This window comes from Mesorhizobium sp. ESP-6-2, from assembly GCF_020164675.1.
In the GTDB taxonomy this organism is placed as follows: Bacteria; Pseudomonadota; Alphaproteobacteria; order Rhizobiales; family Rhizobiaceae; genus Mesorhizobium.
The window spans coordinates 254,085-272,711 of the sequence record NZ_JAIUGT010000003.1 but is presented as its reverse complement, the minus strand read 5'-3'; the positions used below and the strand labels follow the sequence as shown (position 1 = coordinate 272,711).

Genomic DNA, 18,627 nt, shown 5'->3' with positions numbered 1-18,627 from the left:
CTGCGACATTCGATCTCCGCCCTCGAGGGGGAGATGGCTGGCAGGCCAGAGGGGGGCGCCTCGCACAGAGCTCACAATTCTGCAACTGCGTTGCGTTCTGGTGACGTCGCTCTGCGCAGATGCGCCCTATGACCCTCCGCTTCGACAAGCTCGGCGTGGTCATCGCCGCGATCGCTGCCTATGCGGCTTTCGCCGCTCCTTTCGCCACGTTCCGCGCCAATCGCATCGTGCCCGGCCAGGCGCGATCGATCGTTGAGGCACTTCCGGCAATGGCCGGCCCGCTGCTTTTGGCCATCGTTGTCGCAGCCGCGCTTGTCGCGCTGCTGAAAACGCCGCTCGTGCTGCGCCTGGCCGCCAGCGTCGTGACATTGGTGGCCCTCGCGCTGTTGATCGGCGTCACCGGGACATTCCTGACCCCGGCAGGCAATACCTTCGCGCGCGTTTCGCCGGCCTCCGGATTCTGGCTGCTGATTTTCGCCTTTACCCTCCTGCTGGCCGACGTGCTGACGAGAATGAACCTGTCTCCCTGGTCACGTGTCGGCGTGCTTGTCGTTGCCGCGCTCGCCATCGGGCTGCTGCTAATATCGGGATCCTGGGACAGCCTTTCGATCCTCAAGGAATATTTCAACCGTGCCGACAGTTTCTGGGCCGAGGGCGCCAAACATGTCACGCTGGCGCTCGGTTCGCTGGCGGCGGCGGTGATAGTGGGCCTGCCGCTCGGCATCCTGTGCCATCGCGTCGAGCGCCTGCGCGCCGGCGTGCTCAACGTGCTCAACATCGTCCAGACCATTCCCTCGATCGCGCTGTTCGGCCTGCTGATCGCGCCGCTCGGCTGGGTGGCGGCGCATGTGCCGGGAGCGGCCGCGCTCGGTATCCGCGGCATCGGAACGGCACCTGCGTTCGTGGCGCTGTTCCTCTATTCGCTGCTGCCGGTCGTCGCCAACACCGTGGTCGGTCTTGCCGGTGTGCCGCGTGCCGCCAATGACGCGGCGCGCGGCATGGGCATGACCGATCGCCAACGTCTGTTCGGCGTCGAGTTTCCGCTGGCCTTCCCGGTGATCCTCACCGGCATCCGCATCGTGCTTGTGCAGAACATCGGCCTCGCCACCATCGCCGCCCTGATCGGCGGCGGCGGTTTCGGCGTGTTCGTGTTCCAGGGCGTCGGCCAGACGGCGATGGACCTGGTGCTGCTTGGCGCCATGCCGACGGTCGCGCTCGCCTTCGCTGCCGCCATCATTCTCGACGCGGTGATCGAAATGACCTCAACCAAGCGCAGGGCGGACCCCGCATGATCGAGATCGAAGGCATTACCAAGCGCTACGATGCGACCACGGTGGTCGACGACGTCTCGATGATCATCGAGCCCCGCACGCTTTGCGTCATCGTCGGCACCTCGGGCTCCGGCAAGACGACGCTGCTTCGCATGATCAACCGGCTGGTCGAGCCGACTTCCGGCGTCATCAAGCTCGACGGCGCCGACAACCGCTCGGTGCCGGGCTACGAGTTGCGGCGCAGCATCGGTTACGCCATCCAGGGCCACGGCCTGTTCCCGCACCGGACGGTGGCGCAGAACATCGCCACCGTGCCGGTGCTGCTTGGCTGGGACAAGGATCGCATCAAGGCCCGTGTCGACGAACTGATGACGCTCTACCAGCTCGACCCGAAGGCCTACGGGCCGCGCTATCCGCACGAGCTCTCCGGCGGCCAGCAACAGCGCGTCGGCGTCGCCCGCGCACTCGCGGCCGAACCCAATGTGCTGTTGATGGACGAGCCGTTCGGCGCGCTTGACCCGATCATCCGCACCAAGGCGCAGGAAGATCTGCTTGCGATCCAGAGGCGCTTCGGCACCACCATCATCCTCGTCACCCACGACATGGAAGAGGCCGTGCATATGGGCGACAAGATCGCCGTCATGGATGCCGGCAAGCTGGTACAATATGCCAGGCCGGCGGAGATACTGGCGAGGCCGGCCAGCGGCTTCGTCGAGACCCTGGTCGGCGCCAGCGAAAAACCGTTCCGGCTGCTGTCGCTCGGCCGCGTGCGCGACGCAGTCGAAAAGGGCGCGGCGGAAGGTGAGGCGATCCCCGGCGACGCCAGCCAGCGCGACGCGCTGGCCGAACTTCTCTGGTCCGGCCGTCCGGCGCTGCCGGTCAAGGATGCCGACGGCAAGCCGCTCGGCCGCGTTACCGTCGACGGCTTGGTGAAGCGTGCGGCGAGGCCGGCATGAAAGCCTGGCTGCCGTTGCTGCTCAGGCTTGCGCTGGTGGTGCTGCTGGTCGCTTTCGTCACCAGTCCCGGCTGGTTCGAGCCGCTGCTCAAGCCGCTGACCGAGAACGGCGCGCCGGTGATCTACAATCAGGGCAGCCTGCTGACGCTGATGCTACTGCACCTGCGCACCGTGCTGATCGCCACGCTCGCCGCCACCATAGTGGCGGTCGCGCTCGCCATCCTGGTCACCAGGCCTGCCGGCGCCGAATTCCTGCCGCTGTCACGCAGCCTGGTCAATATCGGCCAGACTTTCCCGCCGGTGGCGGTGCTGGCGCTTGCCGTGCCGGCGGTCGGGTTCGGCGAGAAGCCGACGCTGATCGCATTGTTCCTCTATGGTCTGCTGCCGATCTTCGAGAACGCGCTGACCGGCCTGACGACGTTGCCCGGCAATGTCATGGAAGCGGCGCGCGGTGCCGGCATGACCGGTTGGCAAAGGCTGCTGAAGGTCGAATTGCCGCTCAGCGCGCCGGTCATCCTCGGCGGCATAAGGCTGTCGGTGGTTATCAGCCTCGCCACCGCCACCATTGGCTCGACGGTTGCAGCGAAGACGTTGGGCGAGGTGATCATTGCCGGGCTCTTGTCCAACAATCTCGCTTTCATCTTGCAGGGCGGCCTGATCGTCGCCGCCTTGGCCGTGCTGATCTATGACGGACTGTCGGCGGTCGAACGCTATGCCGCGCGGCGCATGGGGCGCCAGGCCGAGTAGGCTTCTGTCCAGGAGCTCCGATCTTTCAACGTCCACTTGAACGGGCAGGGTGGTCGAGCGTCAGTTCGAGTTCGATGCCTTGGTCTTTGCAGATCCAGCGGCGGCAGATGACGGCAAAGTCGTGTTGTGTGCCGGCTTTCACGAGCGAGACAAGATCACCCACGGCGCAATCGCTGTCGAGCTCGAGCGCCTCGATGGGTTCGGCGATGACTTGCATGCCGGCATAATGTCTTGCGCTGGCAGTGAGCATAATCGACACCCGCCTGCCAGTTGCGTGATCTTCGGGACTCGGCGATTGATTGGGCCGATGCCCCGATCCTTCAGCAGGAGTTCTTGCCATGACCTTGCGCTTCTCCAAGATCGTCATGTGTCTCTGTCTGGCGGCTTTCGCCTTTCTTGTCGCTTTCGGCAACGTCACCGATTACGGCTCAAACTTCGCCTTTGTCCAGCATGTGCTGAGCATGGACACGACCTTTCCCGGCAACACGCTGATGTATCGCTCGATCACCAACCCCTCGCTGTGGACGACGGGCTACTGGCTCATCATCGCCGGCGAGGCGCTGACGTCTCTGCTCTATCTGATCGCTGCCTGGAACCTGTGGCAGGCGCGCAATGCCAGCGGACAGGTTTTCAACGATGCCAAGAAATTCGCCGTTATCGCCGCGACGATGGGATTCCTGATCTGGTATCTTGGATTCATGGTGGTGGGCGGCGAGTGGTTCGCCATGTGGCAGTCGAGCATCTGGAACGGGCAGCAGAAGGCATTCATGTTCTACATGACCATGCTGGCGGTGCTGATCTTCGTCATCCAGCCAGACGGCGATCTGCGCCAGGCCTGACTGCTGATTGGCGATTTCAATCGATATAAAGCAGCAGCGGCATGGCGACACCTGCCGCCGTTTGGCTCTTTTGGGCGAAAGCCGGGCAAAAACCGAACAATATCTTGACGTTCGCGGCCCTGTTTCGCATACACCGCTGCGAAGAGGGGGATTCCGTGCACGGGATTCCGTCTTTGTCTCAACGGCCCAGGGAGGGGTTCTTTTGGGCCAGCAATCGAGGAAAACCCGGCAATGACCATAATTTCCGCCGTCATCGCCTGCGGCCTGCTTTCTGTCCTTTACGCCATCTGGGCGACACGTTCGGTCCTCGCTTCGGACCAGGGCAACGCACGCATGCAGGAAATCTCCGCAGCCATCCGTGAGGGCGCGCAAGCCTATCTGGCGCGCCAGTACACCACCATCGCCATCGTCGGCGTGGTCGTGCTGCTGCTCGCCTGGTGGCTGCTGTCCATGACCGCCGCGATCGGCTTCCTGATCGGGGCCGTGCTTTCGGGCGCGGCCGGCTTCATCGGCATGCATGTTTCGGTGCGGGCCAATGTTCGCACGGCACAGGCCGCTTCCAACAGCCTTGCCGCCGGCCTCGACATCGCCTTCAAGTCGGGCGCCATCACGGGCATGTTGGTTGCCGGGCTTGCCCTGCTTGGCGTGTCGATCTACTACCTGATCCTCACCCATTTCATGGGGCTTCAGCCCAATGACCGCGTCGTCATCGATTCGCTGGTCGCACTCGGCTTCGGCGCCTCGCTGATCTCGATCTTCGCCCGTCTCGGCGGCGGCATCTTCACCAAGGGTGCCGACGTCGGCGGCGATCTGGTCGGCAAGGTCGAAGCTGGTATTCCCGAGGATGACCCGCGCAACCCCGCCACCATCGCCGACAATGTCGGCGACAATGTCGGCGACTGCGCCGGTATGGCCGCCGACCTGTTCGAGACCTATGCGGTCACAGTCGTCGCCACCATGGTTCTGGGCGCCATCTTCTTTGGCGGCACCGCGGTTCTGGGTGCGGCGATGCTCTATCCGCTCGCCATCTGCGGCGCCTGCATCCTGACCTCGATCGTCGGCACTTTCTTCGTCAAGCTCGGCTCCAACGGTTCGATCATGGGCGCGCTCTACAAGGGCCTGATCGTCACCGGCCTGTTGTCCATCGTGGGCTTGGGCGTCGCCACCTCGGCCACGCTTGGCTGGGGCGAGGTCGGCACTGTCGCCGGCATGGTCATCACCGGCAAGAACCTGTTCATCTGCGGCGTGATCGGCCTCGTGGTGACCGGTCTCATCGTCGTGATCACCGAGTACTACACCGGCACTAACAAGCGTCCGGTCAATTCGATCGCCCAGGCGTCGGTGACCGGGCACGGCACCAACGTCATCCAGGGCCTTGCGGTCTCTCTGGAATCGACGGCACTGCCGGCCATCGTCATCGTCGGCGGCATCATCTCGACTTATCAGCTAGCCGGCCTTTACGGCACGGCGATCGCCGTCACCACCATGCTCGGCCTTGCCGGCATGATCGTCGCGCTCGATGCGTTCGGCCCGGTCACCGACAATGCCGGCGGCATCGCCGAAATGGCCGGCCTGCCCAAGGAAGTGCGCCACTCCACCGACGCGCTCGACGCGGTCGGCAACACCACCAAGGCGGTGACCAAGGGCTATGCCATCGGTTCGGCAGGCCTCGGCGCGCTGGTGCTGTTCGCGGCCTATTCGAACGACCTGAAATTCTTTGCCGCCAATGGCGACAAATACCCCTACTTCCAGGGCATGGGCGAGGTCTCCTTCGATCTTTCCAACCCCTATGTCGTCGCCGGCCTGATCTTCGGCGGCTTGATCCCGTATCTGTTCGGTGGCATCGCCATGACGGCCGTCGGCCGCGCGGCGGGCGCCATCGTCGAGGAGGTGCGCAAGCAGTTCCGTGACGACCCGGGCATCATGGCCGGCACGTCCAAGCCGAACTATGCGCGCGCGGTCGATCTTCTGACCAAGGCGGCGATCCGGGAAATGATCATCCCGTCGCTGCTGCCGGTGCTGGCGCCGCTCGTCGTCTATTTCGGCGTGCTGCTGATCTCCGGCTCGAAAGCATCGGCCTTTGCGGCTCTCGGCGCCTCGCTGCTCGGCGTCATCGTCAACGGCTTGTTCGTCGCCATCTCGATGACTTCGGGCGGCGGCGCCTGGGACAACGCCAAGAAGTCGTTCGAGGACGGTTTCACCGACAAGGACGGCGTAAAGCACCTGAAGGGTTCCGAGGCGCACAAGGCCTCGGTGACTGGCGATACGGTCGGCGATCCCTACAAGGACACGGCCGGCCCGGCGGTCAACCCGGCGATCAAGATCACCAACATCGTGGCGCTCCTGCTGCTGGCGGTGCTGGCGCACGGCTGAGCGGCAAAGCTCGGCATTGAAAGCCCGCGGGGAGCAATCCCCGCGGGCTTTAATTTGACGGCGGTCTCGGAAGGCGGAAAGCGAATTTCAACGGCTGCGTCCGCGTCCTGCCGTTGCTGGCTGCCCATCACCGGCGAGCCGGCCTCTCCGTCCCTTGATAACAAAAACCCGTGGGATCGCTCCCACGGGTTTTTGGTCGCCTGAGATGGTGCTGTCTTCCCCGAGGGGGGCGGTCTGAGATCAGGGAGTGCCCCCGCCGGGAATGCCAGGCGCCAGCTTGCTGGCGCCGTTGATGATCTGGCTGAGGAAGTTCTGGTCTTTGCCGCCAGTCGGCGTGGTGCGCGATATGAAATCGAAGATCTTGCCGTCCTTCAGGCCGTAATTGGCGATCTGGGTGACCCGCCCATCGGCCCCGAAATAGACCGCCAGCACATGCTGATCGACCAGCCGCGGCTTGTCGAAGGCGACGTAGCGCTTGCGAGTCTGCGAGATGTAATAAAAGGCCTCATTGTCGAAGGTCGCCGTCGTCGAGGGCGTTCCGAGCGCGAGAAGCACCTGCTCGCGGCTTGAGCCGACCGGCACCGAATCGATCGCCTGCTGATCGATGACATATCCCTGCGTCAACGTTTCGCTGGGGTTCAGATCGCCGATCATCTTGGAACTGTTGCAGGCCGAAAGCGCCGCAATGATGGCCAGCAGCGAGATCGCGCCAGCGGGCCTGAAAGAGAAGGTCGACTTGAAATTCAGCGCGCGCAACAACAATTCTCCATTATATCGCCGCAACTTGCGCTGGGCCGCAAAACCGGTAAACCAGCTTGCTTGCCGATGCAACAAGGCCAATTCAACAAACGGTCCCCGGAGACCATCCCCATGTTCCAGCGCCTTTTTGGTCGCGAACGCCACGCCAACCACGCCATCACCGACGCGCTTTACGCACAAATCGTGGCGGCCGCGCGGCAGACCGTATTTTATTCCCACTGGAATGTGCCGGACACGCCGCTTGGCCGTTTCGAGATGCTGTCACTGCACATGTTCCTGGTCCAGCACCGGCTGCGTGGCGAAGACGGCGCGGCGCAGGAGATCGCTCAGGTGCTGATCGACGAGTTTTTCCTCGACGTCGACCATTCGCTGCGGGAACTCGGCATTGGCGATGTCGGAGTGCCCAAGCGTATGAAAAAGCTGGCGAAGATGTTTTATGGCCGCACCGCCGCCTATGACGACGCATTGGAGCGCAATGACCATGATGGGCTCACCGCCGCCCTTGCACGCAATGTCCGGCCCGACACCGCGGCCTGGGCGGAAGCGTCACGACTGTCCGACTATGTCTCCGATGCCCGCAACCGGCTGGCCACGCAGCCGTGCCGGGCGATCGTCTCCGGCACAGTGACCTTTCCGCTCGCCCAGGAGGCAGATCGATGAAGCACGCCGATTCGCAAAGCCCGGTGTCGTTTTTTGCCAACGTCGCCCGCCTGCCGCAGAAGGGCCTGCCGGTGGTCATCGAGGCCGACGCCACGCAGCGCGCGACACTCGCCGAGGAGCACAGCTTGCTCTCGGTCGAAGCCTACCGCGCCGAGTTCCTGGTGACGCCGTGGAAACGCAATGGTGTGAAGGTCAGCGGCCGGGTCGAGGCCGACATCACCCAGGCCTGTATCGTCACGCTCGATCCGGTCGGAGCGCATATCGACGATTCATTCGAGGCTCTGTTCCTGCCCGAGGATTCCAAGCTTGGACGACAGGGTTTCGAAGGCGGCGGCGAGATCCTGCTCGATGCGGATGGACCTGACAGTCCCGAAACATTTTCAGGCGACACGATCGATGTCGGGGCACTCGCCGAGCAGTTCTTCGGATTGGCCATCGATCCTTATCCGCGCAAGCCGGGTGCGTCGCTTGATGCCGGCGGCGAGGCTGAACCGGTGGAGAATGAATTTCAGCAGAAACTGCGGTCGCTGCTGGGAAAATCCTGAAAACCTCACCCGCGACGGAAAAGTCGGTTGTGCGAATGTCCAAAACCGCTATTTTCGCCGAACCTTCGCGATCACTAAAACGATCCGCCGCCTAAGCAAAACCGTGAGATGAATACCGCGTGATCAGGATTTCCATCGATGCCATGGGCGGCGATCACGGACCAGCCGTGGTCATTCCGGCGCTCATGACGGTCGCGACCCGCCGTCCCGACGTTCGCTTCGTCATCTACGGGCGGGAGGAGGCCGTACGGCCCGAACTGGCCAAATTTCCCAAGCTGGCCGGTGTGAGTGAATTCTTCCACTGCGAGGTGGCCGTCAGGATGGACGACAAACCGAGCCAGGCGCTGCGCCATGGCCGCTGGAAGTCATCGATGTGGAAGGCTGTCGAGGCGGTCAAGTCGGGCACGGCGGACGCGTGCGTCTCGGCCGGCAACACCGGCGCGCTGATGGCGATGTCGAAATTCTGCTTGCGCACCATGGCTACCATCGACCGCCCGGCGATCGCGGCACTTTGGCCGACGCTGCGCGGCGAAAGCGTGGTCCTCGACGTCGGCGCCACCATTGGCGCGGATGCGCACCAGCTCATCGATTTTGCCATCCTTGGAACCGGCATGGCCCGATCGGTCTTCGGCGTCTCGCGGCCCAGTGTCGGCCTGCTCAATGTCGGGGTCGAGGAGATCAAGGGCCAGGAAGAGGTCAAGGAGGCTGGGCGCATGCTGCGCGAAGCCAATATGGCCTCGATGAACTATCACGGTTTCGTCGAGGGCGACGACATCGGCAAGGGCGTGGTCGACGTCGTCGTCACCGAAGGCTTCGCCGGCAACATCGCCCTGAAGACGGCGGAAGGCACGGTGCGCCAGATTGGCGGTTACCTGCGAGCGGCGATGAGCCGTACACTGATGGCCAGGATCGGCTATATCTTCGCCAAGGGCGCGTTCGATCGCCTGCGCGAGAAGATGGATGTCGGCCGCTCCAATGGCGGCGTTTTCCTCGGGCTGAACGGCATTGTGGTGAAAAGCCACGGCGGCGCCGATTCGGATGGTTTCGCCGCCGCCATCGAACTCGGCTACGACATGGTGCGCAACAATTTGCTCGACCGCATCGAGGCCGACCTGGACTTGTTCCATGCGCGCAATCCGCATGCCCAGACATCTAGGAAATCCGACGTCGTCAGCGACGCAGAGGAATAGGAAAGAACTTTGATCAGATCAGTCGTGCGCGGCATGGGCGCCGCGCTGCCCCGCCGCATCATGAAGAATGCCGACTTTGAAGGCATGGTCGAAACCTCGGACGAGTGGATCGCCCAGCGCACCGGCATCCGCCAGCGCCACATCGCGGCCGACGACGAGACGACGGCTTCGCTGGGTGAGGCGGCGGCGCGCGCAGCGCTCGCCGATGCCGGCCTGACGCCCGGAGACATCGACCTGATCGTGCTGGCGACCTCGACGCCCAACAACACTTTTCCGGCCACATCCGTCGAGATCCAGAACCGGCTCGGTATGCATCACGGCTTTGCCTTCGACCTGCAGGCGGTATGCTCGGGCTTCGTCTATGCGGTAACCACGGCCGACCTCTATATTCGTGGCGGCTTGGCCAAGCGCGTGCTGGTGATCGGCTCGGAAACCTTTTCGCGCATCCTCGACTGGACCGATCGCTCGACCTGCGTACTGTTCGGCGACGGCGCCGGCGCCCTGGTTCTTGAAGCCGGCGAGGGGGGTGGCAATATTGCCGACCGCGGCGTGCTGGCGATGAGCCTGCGCTCCGACGGCGCGCACAAGGACAAGCTCTTTGTCGACGGCGGGCCTTCGACGACGGGAACCGTCGGCTATCTCAGGATGGAAGGCCGCGAGGTCTTCAAGCATGCGGTGGGCATGATTACCGACGTCATCGAGGCGACGTTCTCGCAGGCCGGCATCACCGCCGACGACCTCGACTGGTTCGTGCCGCATCAGGCCAATAAACGGATCATTGACGCTTCCGCCAAGAAGCTCGGGATAGCCGAGCAAAAGGTGGTGGTGACGGTCGATCTGCACGGTAACACTTCGGCTGCTTCCGTGCCGCTGGCGCTTTCTGTGGCTGTTGCCGATGGCCGCATCAAAAAGGGCGACCTTGTGCTTCTGGAAGCGATGGGCGGCGGCTTCACCTGGGGGGCGGTTCTGCTTCGCTGGTAAGTGCCGAACGGTCCGGTTCGGTCCTTGACCTTGCCGGATCAATTACTTAGGCTCTGCCGCTGTTGTGTCGATTTTATGTTTTGAGCTGATGGGACGGTCGCATGGGGGGAAAGACACTTACGCGCGCCGACCTTGCCGAAGCCGTTTACCGCAAGGTAGGTTTGTCGCGCACTGAATCGGCCGAACTCGTCGAGGCGGTGCTGGACGAGATCTGCGAGGCGATCGTCCGTGGTGAGACGGTGAAGCTGTCGTCTTTCGCGACATTCCACGTCCGCTCCAAGAACGAGCGCATCGGGCGCAATCCCAAGACCGGCGAAGAGGTGCCGATCCTGCCGCGCCGGGTGATGACCTTCAAGTCGTCGAACGTGCTGAAGAACCGTATCTTGCGCTCCCACCAGAGCGGCAAGGCGAAGGGCGGCAAGTAGGCTCGCTCCAAATGCGCGGTTGAAAACAGGCCTTGCGATGATGCCGGGCTTGAATATTGCCTCACAAACCGCTGAAATGAGACCCGATTCGGCAACATGGCCGGATTGGTGTTCCGCGTGATCGTTACGCGCAGCCGGAATGAGCTCCCCTCCTGTCGAGGGAATCCCGTTCGAACGCCGGTTCCCATGTCCCGGGATCATGCTCCAGTGTGAGGATTTCGCCCATGGACAAGAGCCCTGACGCCTTTCGCACCATCAGCGAGGTCGCCGAAGACCTCGATTTGCCGCAGCACGTGCTGCGCTTCTGGGAAACGCGTTTCAACCAGATCAAGCCGATGAAACGCGGAGGCGGCCGCCGCTACTACCGGCCGCAGGATGTCGAACTGATCAAGGGCATCCGCCATATGCTCTACGACCAGGGCTACACCATCAAGGGCGTGCAGAAGCTGTTGCGTGAAAACGGCAACCATTTCCTGGTTGCCATCGGCAATGGCGACATGGCCGCCGTCGAGGCGATCTCGCAACGAAAGCAGGCCGATCAGGTGCCGTTGACGGCGGCAGCGCAGCCGCGCGGCGGAGATGACGAACTGGTTGGCCAGCCGAGGGTCAAGCCCAGCCGTCGTTTCTTCGGCCTTGGCAAGAGCGACGAGGAAGGCCCGGTCCAGCCGGACGCTTCGAAACTGTCGCGCGACAACCGCGCGCTGTTGCAGGAAGCGTTGTTCGACCTGCTCGAATGCAAGCGCCTCCTCGACCAGGTGCGCTGACGGGCAACCGGCGGCGCCTGAAGAACGGGAACCCGCCTTTGGGTGATGCGTTACGTTTCCTTGAGCAAGACAAGGCTTGAGCAGACAAGGAAACGCATCATGGCATCATTCTCGACCCTCTCGGACGTCGATCTCGACAAGCGGGTCGCTGCACTCTCCAGGGAACTGGCGGCCCTGAAGAAGGTCGTGTCCAGGCGGGGCGGCGCTTATTACGAAGGCGGTCGCGACGCGGCGCTTGATACGTATTCCGACCTTGCGGAACGTCTGCACGATGCGATGCCGGCGATCCGCGAACGAGGCAGGGCGATCGAGAAATCAGCCCGCGAGCATCCGGCGACGGCCGCCGCCATAGGTCTCGTGGTGGTTGGTCTGGTCGCCAGTCTGCTATTCAGCCGGCGCTGACCTTTATTTCATTCTTCTCAAAAGACGGTTCCACCGGAGCCGGTGCTGGCGGGCGATTTATGTCGCCCGAAAGTGCATCCGGTTTGGGACAGCGGCGCCTTCGGGCGCCACGAAGAAAGGACCCCTTCCACCAGCTTGTCGGTCTGCATCACGAACAGGGGATTTTTCTTCAGAGCAGACGCTCGTTGTAGCTCTCGGGCTCCGCGGGATCGCACTGATACGGCGCGTGTCCGGAGGAAACCAAGAGAAGACCGGCTTCGAACGAGAGGCCTAAACCGGTCTTCTCATTGGCAGTCGGTTAAGCTCAGGCCTTCTTGGCCATGTGGTGGTGGTGGTGATGGTAATGGTGGCTGCGATGGTGCTTGCGATGATGATGATGACGGTGATGCTTGTGCATCGGCGCCGCATCAGCGCTGGTTGCGCTCAGGATTGGCATCGTGAATGCAAGTGCAACTGCAAGCCCGAGGGCCGAGAGGAGGGACTTCTTCATGGATATTTTCCTTTTTTCGCAGGCAATGTGAATCAAGCCGACGGCCTGATCGCCGCGAGCGGGATTACGCTCTCGATTTTTTTCGTCAGTATTTCCCGAATATAGAAATTTGTTTCTGGAATGTGTCTGGCGGCGCAGGGCTGTGGGCTCCGGCGACAGGCTGGGCCCACAGTGCCGTTGAGCGGAAGAGATTTCGGTACGAGGCGCAGACGCAACCGGTTTACATGGGCGGGACCACGCCATTGTTGCCGACCACGACGCGGTTGGCACTCAGCGTGCCGTCGGCGCCGCGCGTCGCGGTGACCACGACGGGCGCGCCGGGCTTGAGATCGGCCGGTGTGGCCGGTGCGAAGGTGACGACCGGTGTTTTGTCGGGGATTGAGATCTTCTTTGTCTGGCCGTTGTCATAGGTCAGCGTCACCGCGCGGCCATTCACCTCGGTCACGTCGGCGACGGTGCCGTTGGTCATGCGGCTGTTGGGCTTGAGGTCCCAGGCGCGGTCGCCTTCGCCCGTGCCTTTCAAGGCAGCGGGAAACACCACGACCTCGAGCGCACCGCTGCCGCCATCGGCTTTCGACACGGACGCTATGCCGAGGAAATCGCCGAGTTTGATGTCCTTTACCGATGCGCCCGCAACGCCGGATATCTTCCATCCGGCGGCTAGCTTGACCTTATCCATGCCGCCCTGGCGGTTTTTCACCGTCAACTGGAATTGATCGGAACTGGCCACGACGCCGCGCACGCGCACCGTGTCTGCCGCCGGCGCGCTGGTTGCAGCAAGGCCAAGGCTGGAAAGCGCGCCGAGCACGATCATGATTGTCCGCAATTTCATCGCATCGATCCTTTCAGGAAAATGATAGCCGCCGGCAACGGTCTTGGGTTACGCGCCGGCGCTATTGAAACAACGAACGGGGTGTCAAAATTATCGAGCGACGAGGTGATCAGGCGTTCAAAAGAACTTGATCGAGAAAGGCTGCGAGCGACGTGCGCCACACCCCGGTTCACGATGCTGTGACGGCCAGTTTGTGACTTGGCAAATCACCCGCAAGCGGGCATGTTCTCGCCGTCTCAGGCAACACCATTTTCATCAAACTCTTTCAGCCAACGGAGTTGCCAATGCCATACAGTGCAAAGCGCGAACCCCTCCCGGAACTGGTTGCCAGCGAAGCCGGGCAAGGCCATAGCGCCCTCAGAACGATTCGGGAAACCAAGGGATACAGTGTCGAGGAGCTTTCCCTGACAACCGGTCTGGCGGTCGACGAAATCGAGGATATCGAGAACGGCAGGACGGCCGATCCATCGCAACTGCGCCGTATTGCGTCGGCGCTTCGGCTTCCTCAGGAGGCGCTGCTCGGCACGGCCGCGCAGGCGCGGGCTGCGCAAGACCGCCCCGCGCTGTAAGGGCCAGTGCCAGGCATGTTCGAAAACCCGCCGGGGACCTTGGCGGGTTTTCTGTTTGCCGTGCCTGAAGGCTTGCTTGCTTACCCTTGGCGCGTGTTTGTGGACGCGCCGGCCTAGCTTGCCGATTTCATCATGCCGCTCCATGGGGGTTCGATGAGCCTGGAATCCGTTCGTGCCTTTTTCGCCAGCAAGGCGCCTGACATCGACGTGATCGTGACTGACGCGAGTTCGGCAACCGTAGCATTGGCTGCGCAGGCGCACGGCGTGTTGCCGGCGCAGATCGCAAAGACGATCTGCCTTCGCGTCGGCGAACGCATCATGCTGGTGGTGACCAGCGGCACCGCCAGGCTGGACAATCGCAAGTTCAAGGATCGGTTCGGCAGTAAGCCGCGCATGCTGGAGGCCGCTGAGGTTGTCGAGGCAACCAGCCATCCGGTCGGCGGTGTCTGCCCGTTCGGCCTGCCGGCGCCGCTGCCGGTCTATTGCGACGTGTCGCTGCGCGGTTTCGAAGAGGTCGTGCCCGCCGCCGGCGCCACCAATGCCGCAGTGCGGATCGCGCCGCAACGCATGGTCGCTCTCACCGACGCTGAATGGGTCGATGTCTGTCAGGGATAGAAGGGTCGATCGATGAGACGGACTTCGGGGACAAGTCCTTGTTTAAATGGTCGGAGTGGCCGGATTCGAACCGACGACCCCTTGACCCCCAGTCAAGTGCGCTACCGGGCTGCGCTACACTCCGGACCGGTCGCGATGTATCGTGATAACCCCGCTCGGGTCAACCGAAATTCGGCGCTTGTCGCGCCCGTGTTGGATGCGATGGCTGTTGAATCCGGCATCGCCATCCGTAACTGCCGCTGATGGCGGTGTTCCAGCGCGATCGCGCCCCAGACCAATCCGAGCAGTAGATAGACGTGGCGCCAATGGTCGATGTCTATGAAGGTGCCGAGCCCGACATTGCCGATGAAGGCGACATAGGCGCACAGGAGATAGGGCTGCCACGGCCGGTCGCGCAGCAGGATGCGGAATCCGGCACATACCGTCCAGATGACGAGCGTCAGGAACGATACGAAGCCGAGCCAGCCATAATCCATCAGCATCTTCAGCCAGATGTCGTGGGTGTCCTCGCCGAAGATGGTGCCGAACACCAGAGGCCCGATGCCGAACGGATGCTCCATCGCCATCTGGAAGCCGATTGCATAGCGGGCGAACCGGCCGAGGCGGGCGGTGTCGTAGCTCTGTTCGAGATGGGCACGGTTGGAGAACATCTCCGCCACGCCGGGCAGCTGCAGGATGACGATCATGGCGATCGTCAGCAGCGACAGTGCCGCGATGGTCATCACCACCACGCGCAGCCGGAACATGCCGCTGTTGCTCTGCAGGAACAGGCAGCCGGTGAGCAGGACGGCAGAGACGGCAAACATGCCCCAGGCGCCGCGCGAGAAGGAGAAGAAGATGCCGGATGTGATGATGAGCAGCGGTACCGCCAGCAGCGGCATGCGCGAGACCGGCCCGGTCAGCAGCAGATAAAGCAGATAGATGCCGGGCAGAACCAGGAATGGCCCGAACACGTTCGGGTCCTGGAAGGCGCCCGCGGCGCGGTCGTATTTGGTGAACATCTCCGCGCCTGGGAAGGCATGGAAATAGCCCGCTATGCCGAGCAGCGACGTCATCACCGCGGATACGACATAGGCGATGAAGATCAGCCGGTAGAGGCTCGGCTGCGTGGTGGTGACCGATGCGAAGAAGACCGCGCTGAAGGCGAGAAACAGCGACACTGCAAGGTAGAGCGGCGTGTTGGCGAGGTCCGACATCTGCGTCATGGCGATCATGCCGCCGATATTCATCGTCACCAGAAGCACCAGCAGCGGCGCGGCCGCGCGCGAAATCCTCAAACCGAAAAGCGCCCAGATGGCGATCAGGCCGGCCATGTAGATTTCGTAAGGAGCCGGCTCGCTGATGACGAAGCCGGAAAGCAGGATGCCGAGCGCGACCGCGCCCGAGGAAATCAGCGCGATCAGCTTGGCGTTGACCGCCGCGCGCGGCAGGTCATGGGTGACCGCGCTCAATAGGCGTTCTCCGTGTTGAGCAGCCGGATCGGCGTCAGGAACAGGATCCGCAGGTCGAACAGCATCGACCAGTTCTCGATATAGTAGAGGTCGTATTCCGTCCGCATGCGGATCTTCTCGTTGGTGTCCATCTCGCCGCGCCAGCCATTGATCTGCGCCCAGCCGGTGACGCCGGGCTTGACCTTGTGGCGCGCGAAATAGCCGTCGACCACTTCGTTGTAGAGCAGGTTGTGCGACTGCGCGGCAATCGCGTGCGGCCGCGGGCCGACCAGCGACAGCGAACCCAGCAGCGAATTGAAGAACTGCGGCAGCTCGTCGATCGAGGTCTTGCGGATGAAGCGGCCGACGCGGGTGACGCGCGGGTCGTTCTTGGTGACCGTCTGCTTGGCGGTCGGGTCCGACCGGTCGGCATACATCGAGCGGAATTTGTAGACTTCGATCACCTCATTGTTGAAACCATGCCGCTTCTGGCGAAACAGCACCGGTCCCTTGCTGTCGAGCTTGATGGCGATAGCGGTCGCCAGCATCACCGGTGAGAACACGACGATGCCGATCAGGCTAAAGACGATGTCGAAGGCGCGCTTGGCCACCGAATCCCAGTCGTTGATCGGCTTGTCGAAGATGTCGAGCATCGGCACCGAGCCGATGTAGGAGTAGGCGCGTGGACGAAACTGCAGCGCGTTGGAATGCGCCGACAGCCGGATATCGACCGGCAGCACCCACAGCTTCTTCAGCAATTGCAGCACGCGCGATTCGGCGGTCAGCGGCAGCGACACGATCAGCATGTCGATGCGGGCGATGCGGGCGAATTCGATCAGCTCCGAGATTGTGCCGAGCTTGGGATAGCCGGCGACGATAGGCGGCGAGCGTTTGTCGCTGCGATCATCGAAGATGCCGCAGATGCGGATGTCGTTGTAGGGCTGCCTCTCGACCGAGCGGATCAGGATCTCCGCTGCCTTGCCGCCGCCGACGATGACGGCGCGCCGCTCCATGTGGCCGTCGCGCGCCCAGCGCCGGATCAGCTTCGACATCACCAGCCGCAGGCCGAAGATCAGAATGAAACCGACGGCGAACCAGGTGCCGAACAGCAACCGTGAATAGTTTTCAGATATCTTCATCACGAATGCCGTCAGCGCCATGAGGGCGAACGTGCCGGCCCAGACGAGCAGCAAACGTCCAAAGTTGGCGATCGGCCGCATGAGCGAGACGATCTGGTAGCAATCGGTGACGTCGAGCAGCACCACTGCAAGGAACGACGCGGCGGCGATCGTCAGCGGATATTGCCAGGCGAAATAGTTGAAGAAGCCGACAAAGTAGAAATAGACGCCGAGCCCGGAAAGAAACAGCACTGCGAACTCGGCCATCCGCAGGACGCCGCTGACCATGATGGGCGACATCGTATCGCGCCGGTATTGCGAGGCGACCTGACGGGCGACATCATTCATGCCGCCCGGCATGCCGCCATCAGTCGGGGTGTCGAGTTTGCGCACAGCCTCTGCCGAAAAGCGGTGCACGGGATCGATCTCGTTCATGGGGTTTCCGCAAGCTTCCCCCAGGCAATAGCAAAAGAGAGCTAAGAAACCCTTGAAACAACGCGTGGCTTTGGAAGGGCTTGGGCCGGTGGTTTATTTGGCCAGCGCCGCGAAATACGCCTTCTCGATCTCGGCGGCCATGACCTCGGCGCCGAAGCGTGCCTCCAGATCGGCGCGATCGGGCATAAGTTTTCGATACGCGGCGGGATCGGCCAGCGCTTCGGCCATCTTGTCGGCAAGCTGCAACGGATCAGGCCTGATCAGGGCAGGGGATTCGGCCCCGAAAATCTCCGGTATGCCGCCCACGGCCGTGGCGATCATCGGTTTTCCCGCCGCAAGCGTCTCCAGCACGACATAGGGCAATGCTTCGGCGCGCGAGGGAACGACGACCAGTGCGGCCAGCGCAAAGGCATCCCTGGCAGGCATCGGCGGCAGGAAACGCACGTTGCCGTCGAGCCCTAGCCGCTTCACTTGCGCGCGGTAGCGAGGCAGGTTGTCGCCGTCGCCCACCATGACCGCGCCCAGCGGGCGTCCGAGCCGTGTCCCGGCAAGGGCCAGCGCGTCGATGAAGATGTCGGGTCCCTTGAGGTCACGCATCATGCCGATGTAGAGCAGGTCCACCATTCCGGGCTTCTCAGGAACAGGGTCGAACTCGGCCGCGCGCAGGCCATTGTAGACCAGCGCGTTCGGAATGGGCGCCTCGCCGACCTTCCTGCGATAGGTGCGTCGCTCATAGTCCGAGACGAACAGCAGACAGTCGGTGAAGTGAGCCATGGATCGCTCGAGCGCGAAGAACAGCTTTCCCGTGAACGTGCTCTCGTCGTAGTGGAGAGAACCGCCATGCGGCGAATAAAGGCGGGCTACGCGAGACCTTGATACCCGCAACAATGAGCCGAACAGACGGGCATAGGCGCCACCCTTGGCGCCGTGCCCGTGCAGCACGTCCGGCCGCAATTCCTTGATGATCCCGTAAGTGCGCCAGGCCGAGGCGAGATCGCCCAGTCCGACATGGCGCTGCATCGGCGTGCGATGGATGCCGAGCGCCAGCATGGCCTTCATCCGATCGAACAGGCGCTCCTCGAATTCCCCGCCTGTGGTCGAATCGCACACGATGCCGACCGAATGGCCGGCGGCGACCTGAGCTTCCGCGAGGTCGCGCACATGCCGAAAGATCCCGCCGACAGGTGAACGAAAGCAATGGACGATCCTGAGCTTGTCCGCCACGTG

The 18,627-nt window shown here is 62.8% G+C and carries 21 protein-coding genes and 1 tRNA gene; 14 read left to right on the top strand and 8 right to left on the bottom strand.

Translation table 11 applies throughout. The features are described from left to right. Window positions 1-128 precede the first annotated feature (128 nt). From LB532_RS10875 to LB532_RS10865, 3 genes are read left to right on the top strand one after another with little or no spacing between them, the layout of a single operon-like run. Window positions 129-1,292: an ABC transporter permease gene (locus tag LB532_RS10875; RefSeq protein ID WP_140637805.1), complete on the top strand. Its 1,164-nt coding sequence runs from the start codon at window positions 129-131 to the stop codon at window positions 1,290-1,292. Beyond that, on the top strand, window positions 1,289-2,227 hold the full coding sequence (locus LB532_RS10870; RefSeq protein WP_140637806.1) for an ABC transporter ATP-binding protein: 939 nt from the start codon (window positions 1,289-1,291) through the stop codon (window positions 2,225-2,227). The genes LB532_RS10875 and LB532_RS10870 overlap by 4 nt, the downstream gene beginning before the upstream one ends. Continuing rightward, window positions 2,224-2,973 carry an ABC transporter permease gene (locus tag LB532_RS10865; protein WP_140494023.1) on the top strand — a complete coding sequence of 250 codons (750 nt, stop codon included), beginning with the start codon at window positions 2,224-2,226 and terminating at the stop codon, window positions 2,971-2,973. Before LB532_RS10870 ends, LB532_RS10865 begins: the two co-directional genes overlap by 4 nt. Before the next feature lie 25 nt (window positions 2,974-2,998). On the opposite strand, the gene LB532_RS10860 is transcribed toward LB532_RS10865, so the two are convergent. Then, window positions 2,999-3,223 carry a hypothetical protein gene (locus LB532_RS10860; protein ID WP_224556781.1) on the bottom strand — a complete coding sequence of 75 codons (225 nt, stop codon included), beginning with the start codon at window positions 3,221-3,223 and terminating at the stop codon, window positions 2,999-3,001. Window positions 3,224-3,311: 88 nt separating this feature from the next. On the opposite strand from LB532_RS10860, the gene LB532_RS10855 reads away from it, so the two are divergent. Together LB532_RS10855 and LB532_RS10850 are read left to right on the top strand one after the other, a co-directional pair. After that, window positions 3,312-3,812, top strand: a complete 501-nt coding sequence (locus tag LB532_RS10855) for a DUF2165 family protein (protein ID WP_140637808.1) — start codon at window positions 3,312-3,314, stop codon at window positions 3,810-3,812. Between the two features lie 231 nt (window positions 3,813-4,043). Further along, window positions 4,044-6,185 carry a sodium-translocating pyrophosphatase gene (locus tag LB532_RS10850; protein WP_140637809.1) on the top strand — a complete coding sequence of 714 codons (2,142 nt, stop codon included), beginning with the start codon at window positions 4,044-4,046 and terminating at the stop codon, window positions 6,183-6,185. Window positions 6,186-6,425: 240 nt separating this feature from the next. Here the strand turns inward: LB532_RS10850 and LB532_RS10845 are convergent, their stop codons facing one another. Continuing rightward, window positions 6,426-6,941 carry an outer membrane protein assembly factor BamE gene (locus LB532_RS10845; RefSeq protein WP_140637810.1) on the bottom strand — a complete coding sequence of 172 codons (516 nt, stop codon included), beginning with the start codon at window positions 6,939-6,941 and terminating at the stop codon, window positions 6,426-6,428. 114 nt (window positions 6,942-7,055) lie between these two features. Between LB532_RS10845 and LB532_RS10840 the strand changes: the two genes are divergently transcribed. The 7 genes from LB532_RS10840 to LB532_RS10810 all read left to right on the top strand — a co-directional run bounded on the left by LB532_RS10840 (window position 7,056) and on the right by LB532_RS10810 (window position 11,911). Next, window positions 7,056-7,604, top strand: coding sequence for a ubiquinol-cytochrome C chaperone family protein (locus LB532_RS10840; RefSeq protein ID WP_140637811.1), 549 nt, complete (start codon window positions 7,056-7,058; stop codon window positions 7,602-7,604). Next, on the top strand, window positions 7,601-8,149 hold the full coding sequence (locus LB532_RS10835) for a YceD family protein (protein ID WP_140637812.1): 549 nt from the start codon (window positions 7,601-7,603) through the stop codon (window positions 8,147-8,149). The genes LB532_RS10840 and LB532_RS10835 overlap by 4 nt, the downstream gene beginning before the upstream one ends. Window positions 8,150-8,268: 119 nt before the next feature. After that, window positions 8,269-9,339 (top strand): phosphate acyltransferase PlsX, encoded by a 1,071-nt coding sequence (plsX, locus tag LB532_RS10830; RefSeq protein WP_140637813.1) that lies wholly within the window; start codon window positions 8,269-8,271, stop codon window positions 9,337-9,339. A gap of 9 nt (window positions 9,340-9,348) precedes the next feature. After that, window positions 9,349-10,320, top strand: a complete 972-nt coding sequence (locus LB532_RS10825) for a beta-ketoacyl-ACP synthase III (RefSeq protein WP_140637814.1) — start codon at window positions 9,349-9,351, stop codon at window positions 10,318-10,320. Between the two features lie 101 nt (window positions 10,321-10,421). Further along, window positions 10,422-10,745 (top strand): integration host factor subunit alpha, encoded by a 324-nt coding sequence (locus LB532_RS10820; protein ID WP_140494007.1) that lies wholly within the window; start codon window positions 10,422-10,424, stop codon window positions 10,743-10,745. A 224-nt stretch (window positions 10,746-10,969) separates the two neighbouring features. Continuing rightward, entirely contained in the window at window positions 10,970-11,509 is a 540-nt protein-coding gene (locus LB532_RS10815; RefSeq protein ID WP_140494005.1) for a MerR family transcriptional regulator, read from the top strand. A 99-nt stretch (window positions 11,510-11,608) separates the two neighbouring features. Beyond that, window positions 11,609-11,911: a hypothetical protein gene (locus LB532_RS10810; protein ID WP_140637815.1), complete on the top strand. Its 303-nt coding sequence runs from the start codon at window positions 11,609-11,611 to the stop codon at window positions 11,909-11,911. Window positions 11,912-12,215: 304 nt separating this feature from the next. On the opposite strand, the gene LB532_RS10805 is transcribed toward LB532_RS10810, so the two are convergent. Beyond that, window positions 12,216-12,401 (bottom strand): hypothetical protein, encoded by a 186-nt coding sequence (locus LB532_RS10805; protein ID WP_140637816.1) that lies wholly within the window; start codon window positions 12,399-12,401, stop codon window positions 12,216-12,218. Between the two features lie 220 nt (window positions 12,402-12,621). Then, the gene (locus LB532_RS10800) at window positions 12,622-13,233 is read right to left on the bottom strand and encodes a hypothetical protein (protein ID WP_181169240.1); all 612 of its coding nucleotides are present in this window, start codon (window positions 13,231-13,233) and stop codon (window positions 12,622-12,624) included. A 284-nt stretch (window positions 13,234-13,517) separates the two neighbouring features. Between LB532_RS10800 and LB532_RS10795 the strand changes: the two genes are divergently transcribed. Next, a complete protein-coding gene (locus tag LB532_RS10795; protein ID WP_140637817.1) occupies window positions 13,518-13,802 on the top strand; it encodes a helix-turn-helix domain-containing protein in 285 nt (94 codons plus the stop codon). 153 nt (window positions 13,803-13,955) lie between these two features. Then, complete coding sequence (locus tag LB532_RS10790) at window positions 13,956-14,417, top strand: YbaK/EbsC family protein (protein WP_140637818.1); 462 nt, start codon at window positions 13,956-13,958, stop codon at window positions 14,415-14,417. A 47-nt stretch (window positions 14,418-14,464) separates the two neighbouring features. Here the strand turns inward: LB532_RS10790 and LB532_RS10785 are convergent. The 4 genes from LB532_RS10785 to LB532_RS10770 all read right to left on the bottom strand — a co-directional run bounded on the left by LB532_RS10785 (window position 14,465) and on the right by LB532_RS10770 (window position 18,624). Beyond that, window positions 14,465-14,541: transfer RNA gene (locus LB532_RS10785), tRNA-Pro, on the bottom strand. Continuing rightward, window positions 14,519-15,868, bottom strand: coding sequence for an O-antigen ligase family protein (locus tag LB532_RS10780; RefSeq protein WP_224556779.1), 1,350 nt, complete (start codon window positions 15,866-15,868; stop codon window positions 14,519-14,521). Before LB532_RS10780 ends, LB532_RS10785 begins: the two co-directional genes overlap by 23 nt. Next, window positions 15,865-17,400 (bottom strand): undecaprenyl-phosphate glucose phosphotransferase, encoded by a 1,536-nt coding sequence (locus tag LB532_RS10775; protein WP_140637819.1) that lies wholly within the window; start codon window positions 17,398-17,400, stop codon window positions 15,865-15,867. Before LB532_RS10775 ends, LB532_RS10780 begins: the two co-directional genes overlap by 4 nt. Before the next feature lie 93 nt (window positions 17,401-17,493). Beyond that, window positions 17,494-18,624 carry a glycosyltransferase family 4 protein gene (locus LB532_RS10770; protein ID WP_140637820.1) on the bottom strand — a complete coding sequence of 377 codons (1,131 nt, stop codon included), beginning with the start codon at window positions 18,622-18,624 and terminating at the stop codon, window positions 17,494-17,496. Between the last annotated feature and the right edge of the window lie 3 nt (window positions 18,625-18,627).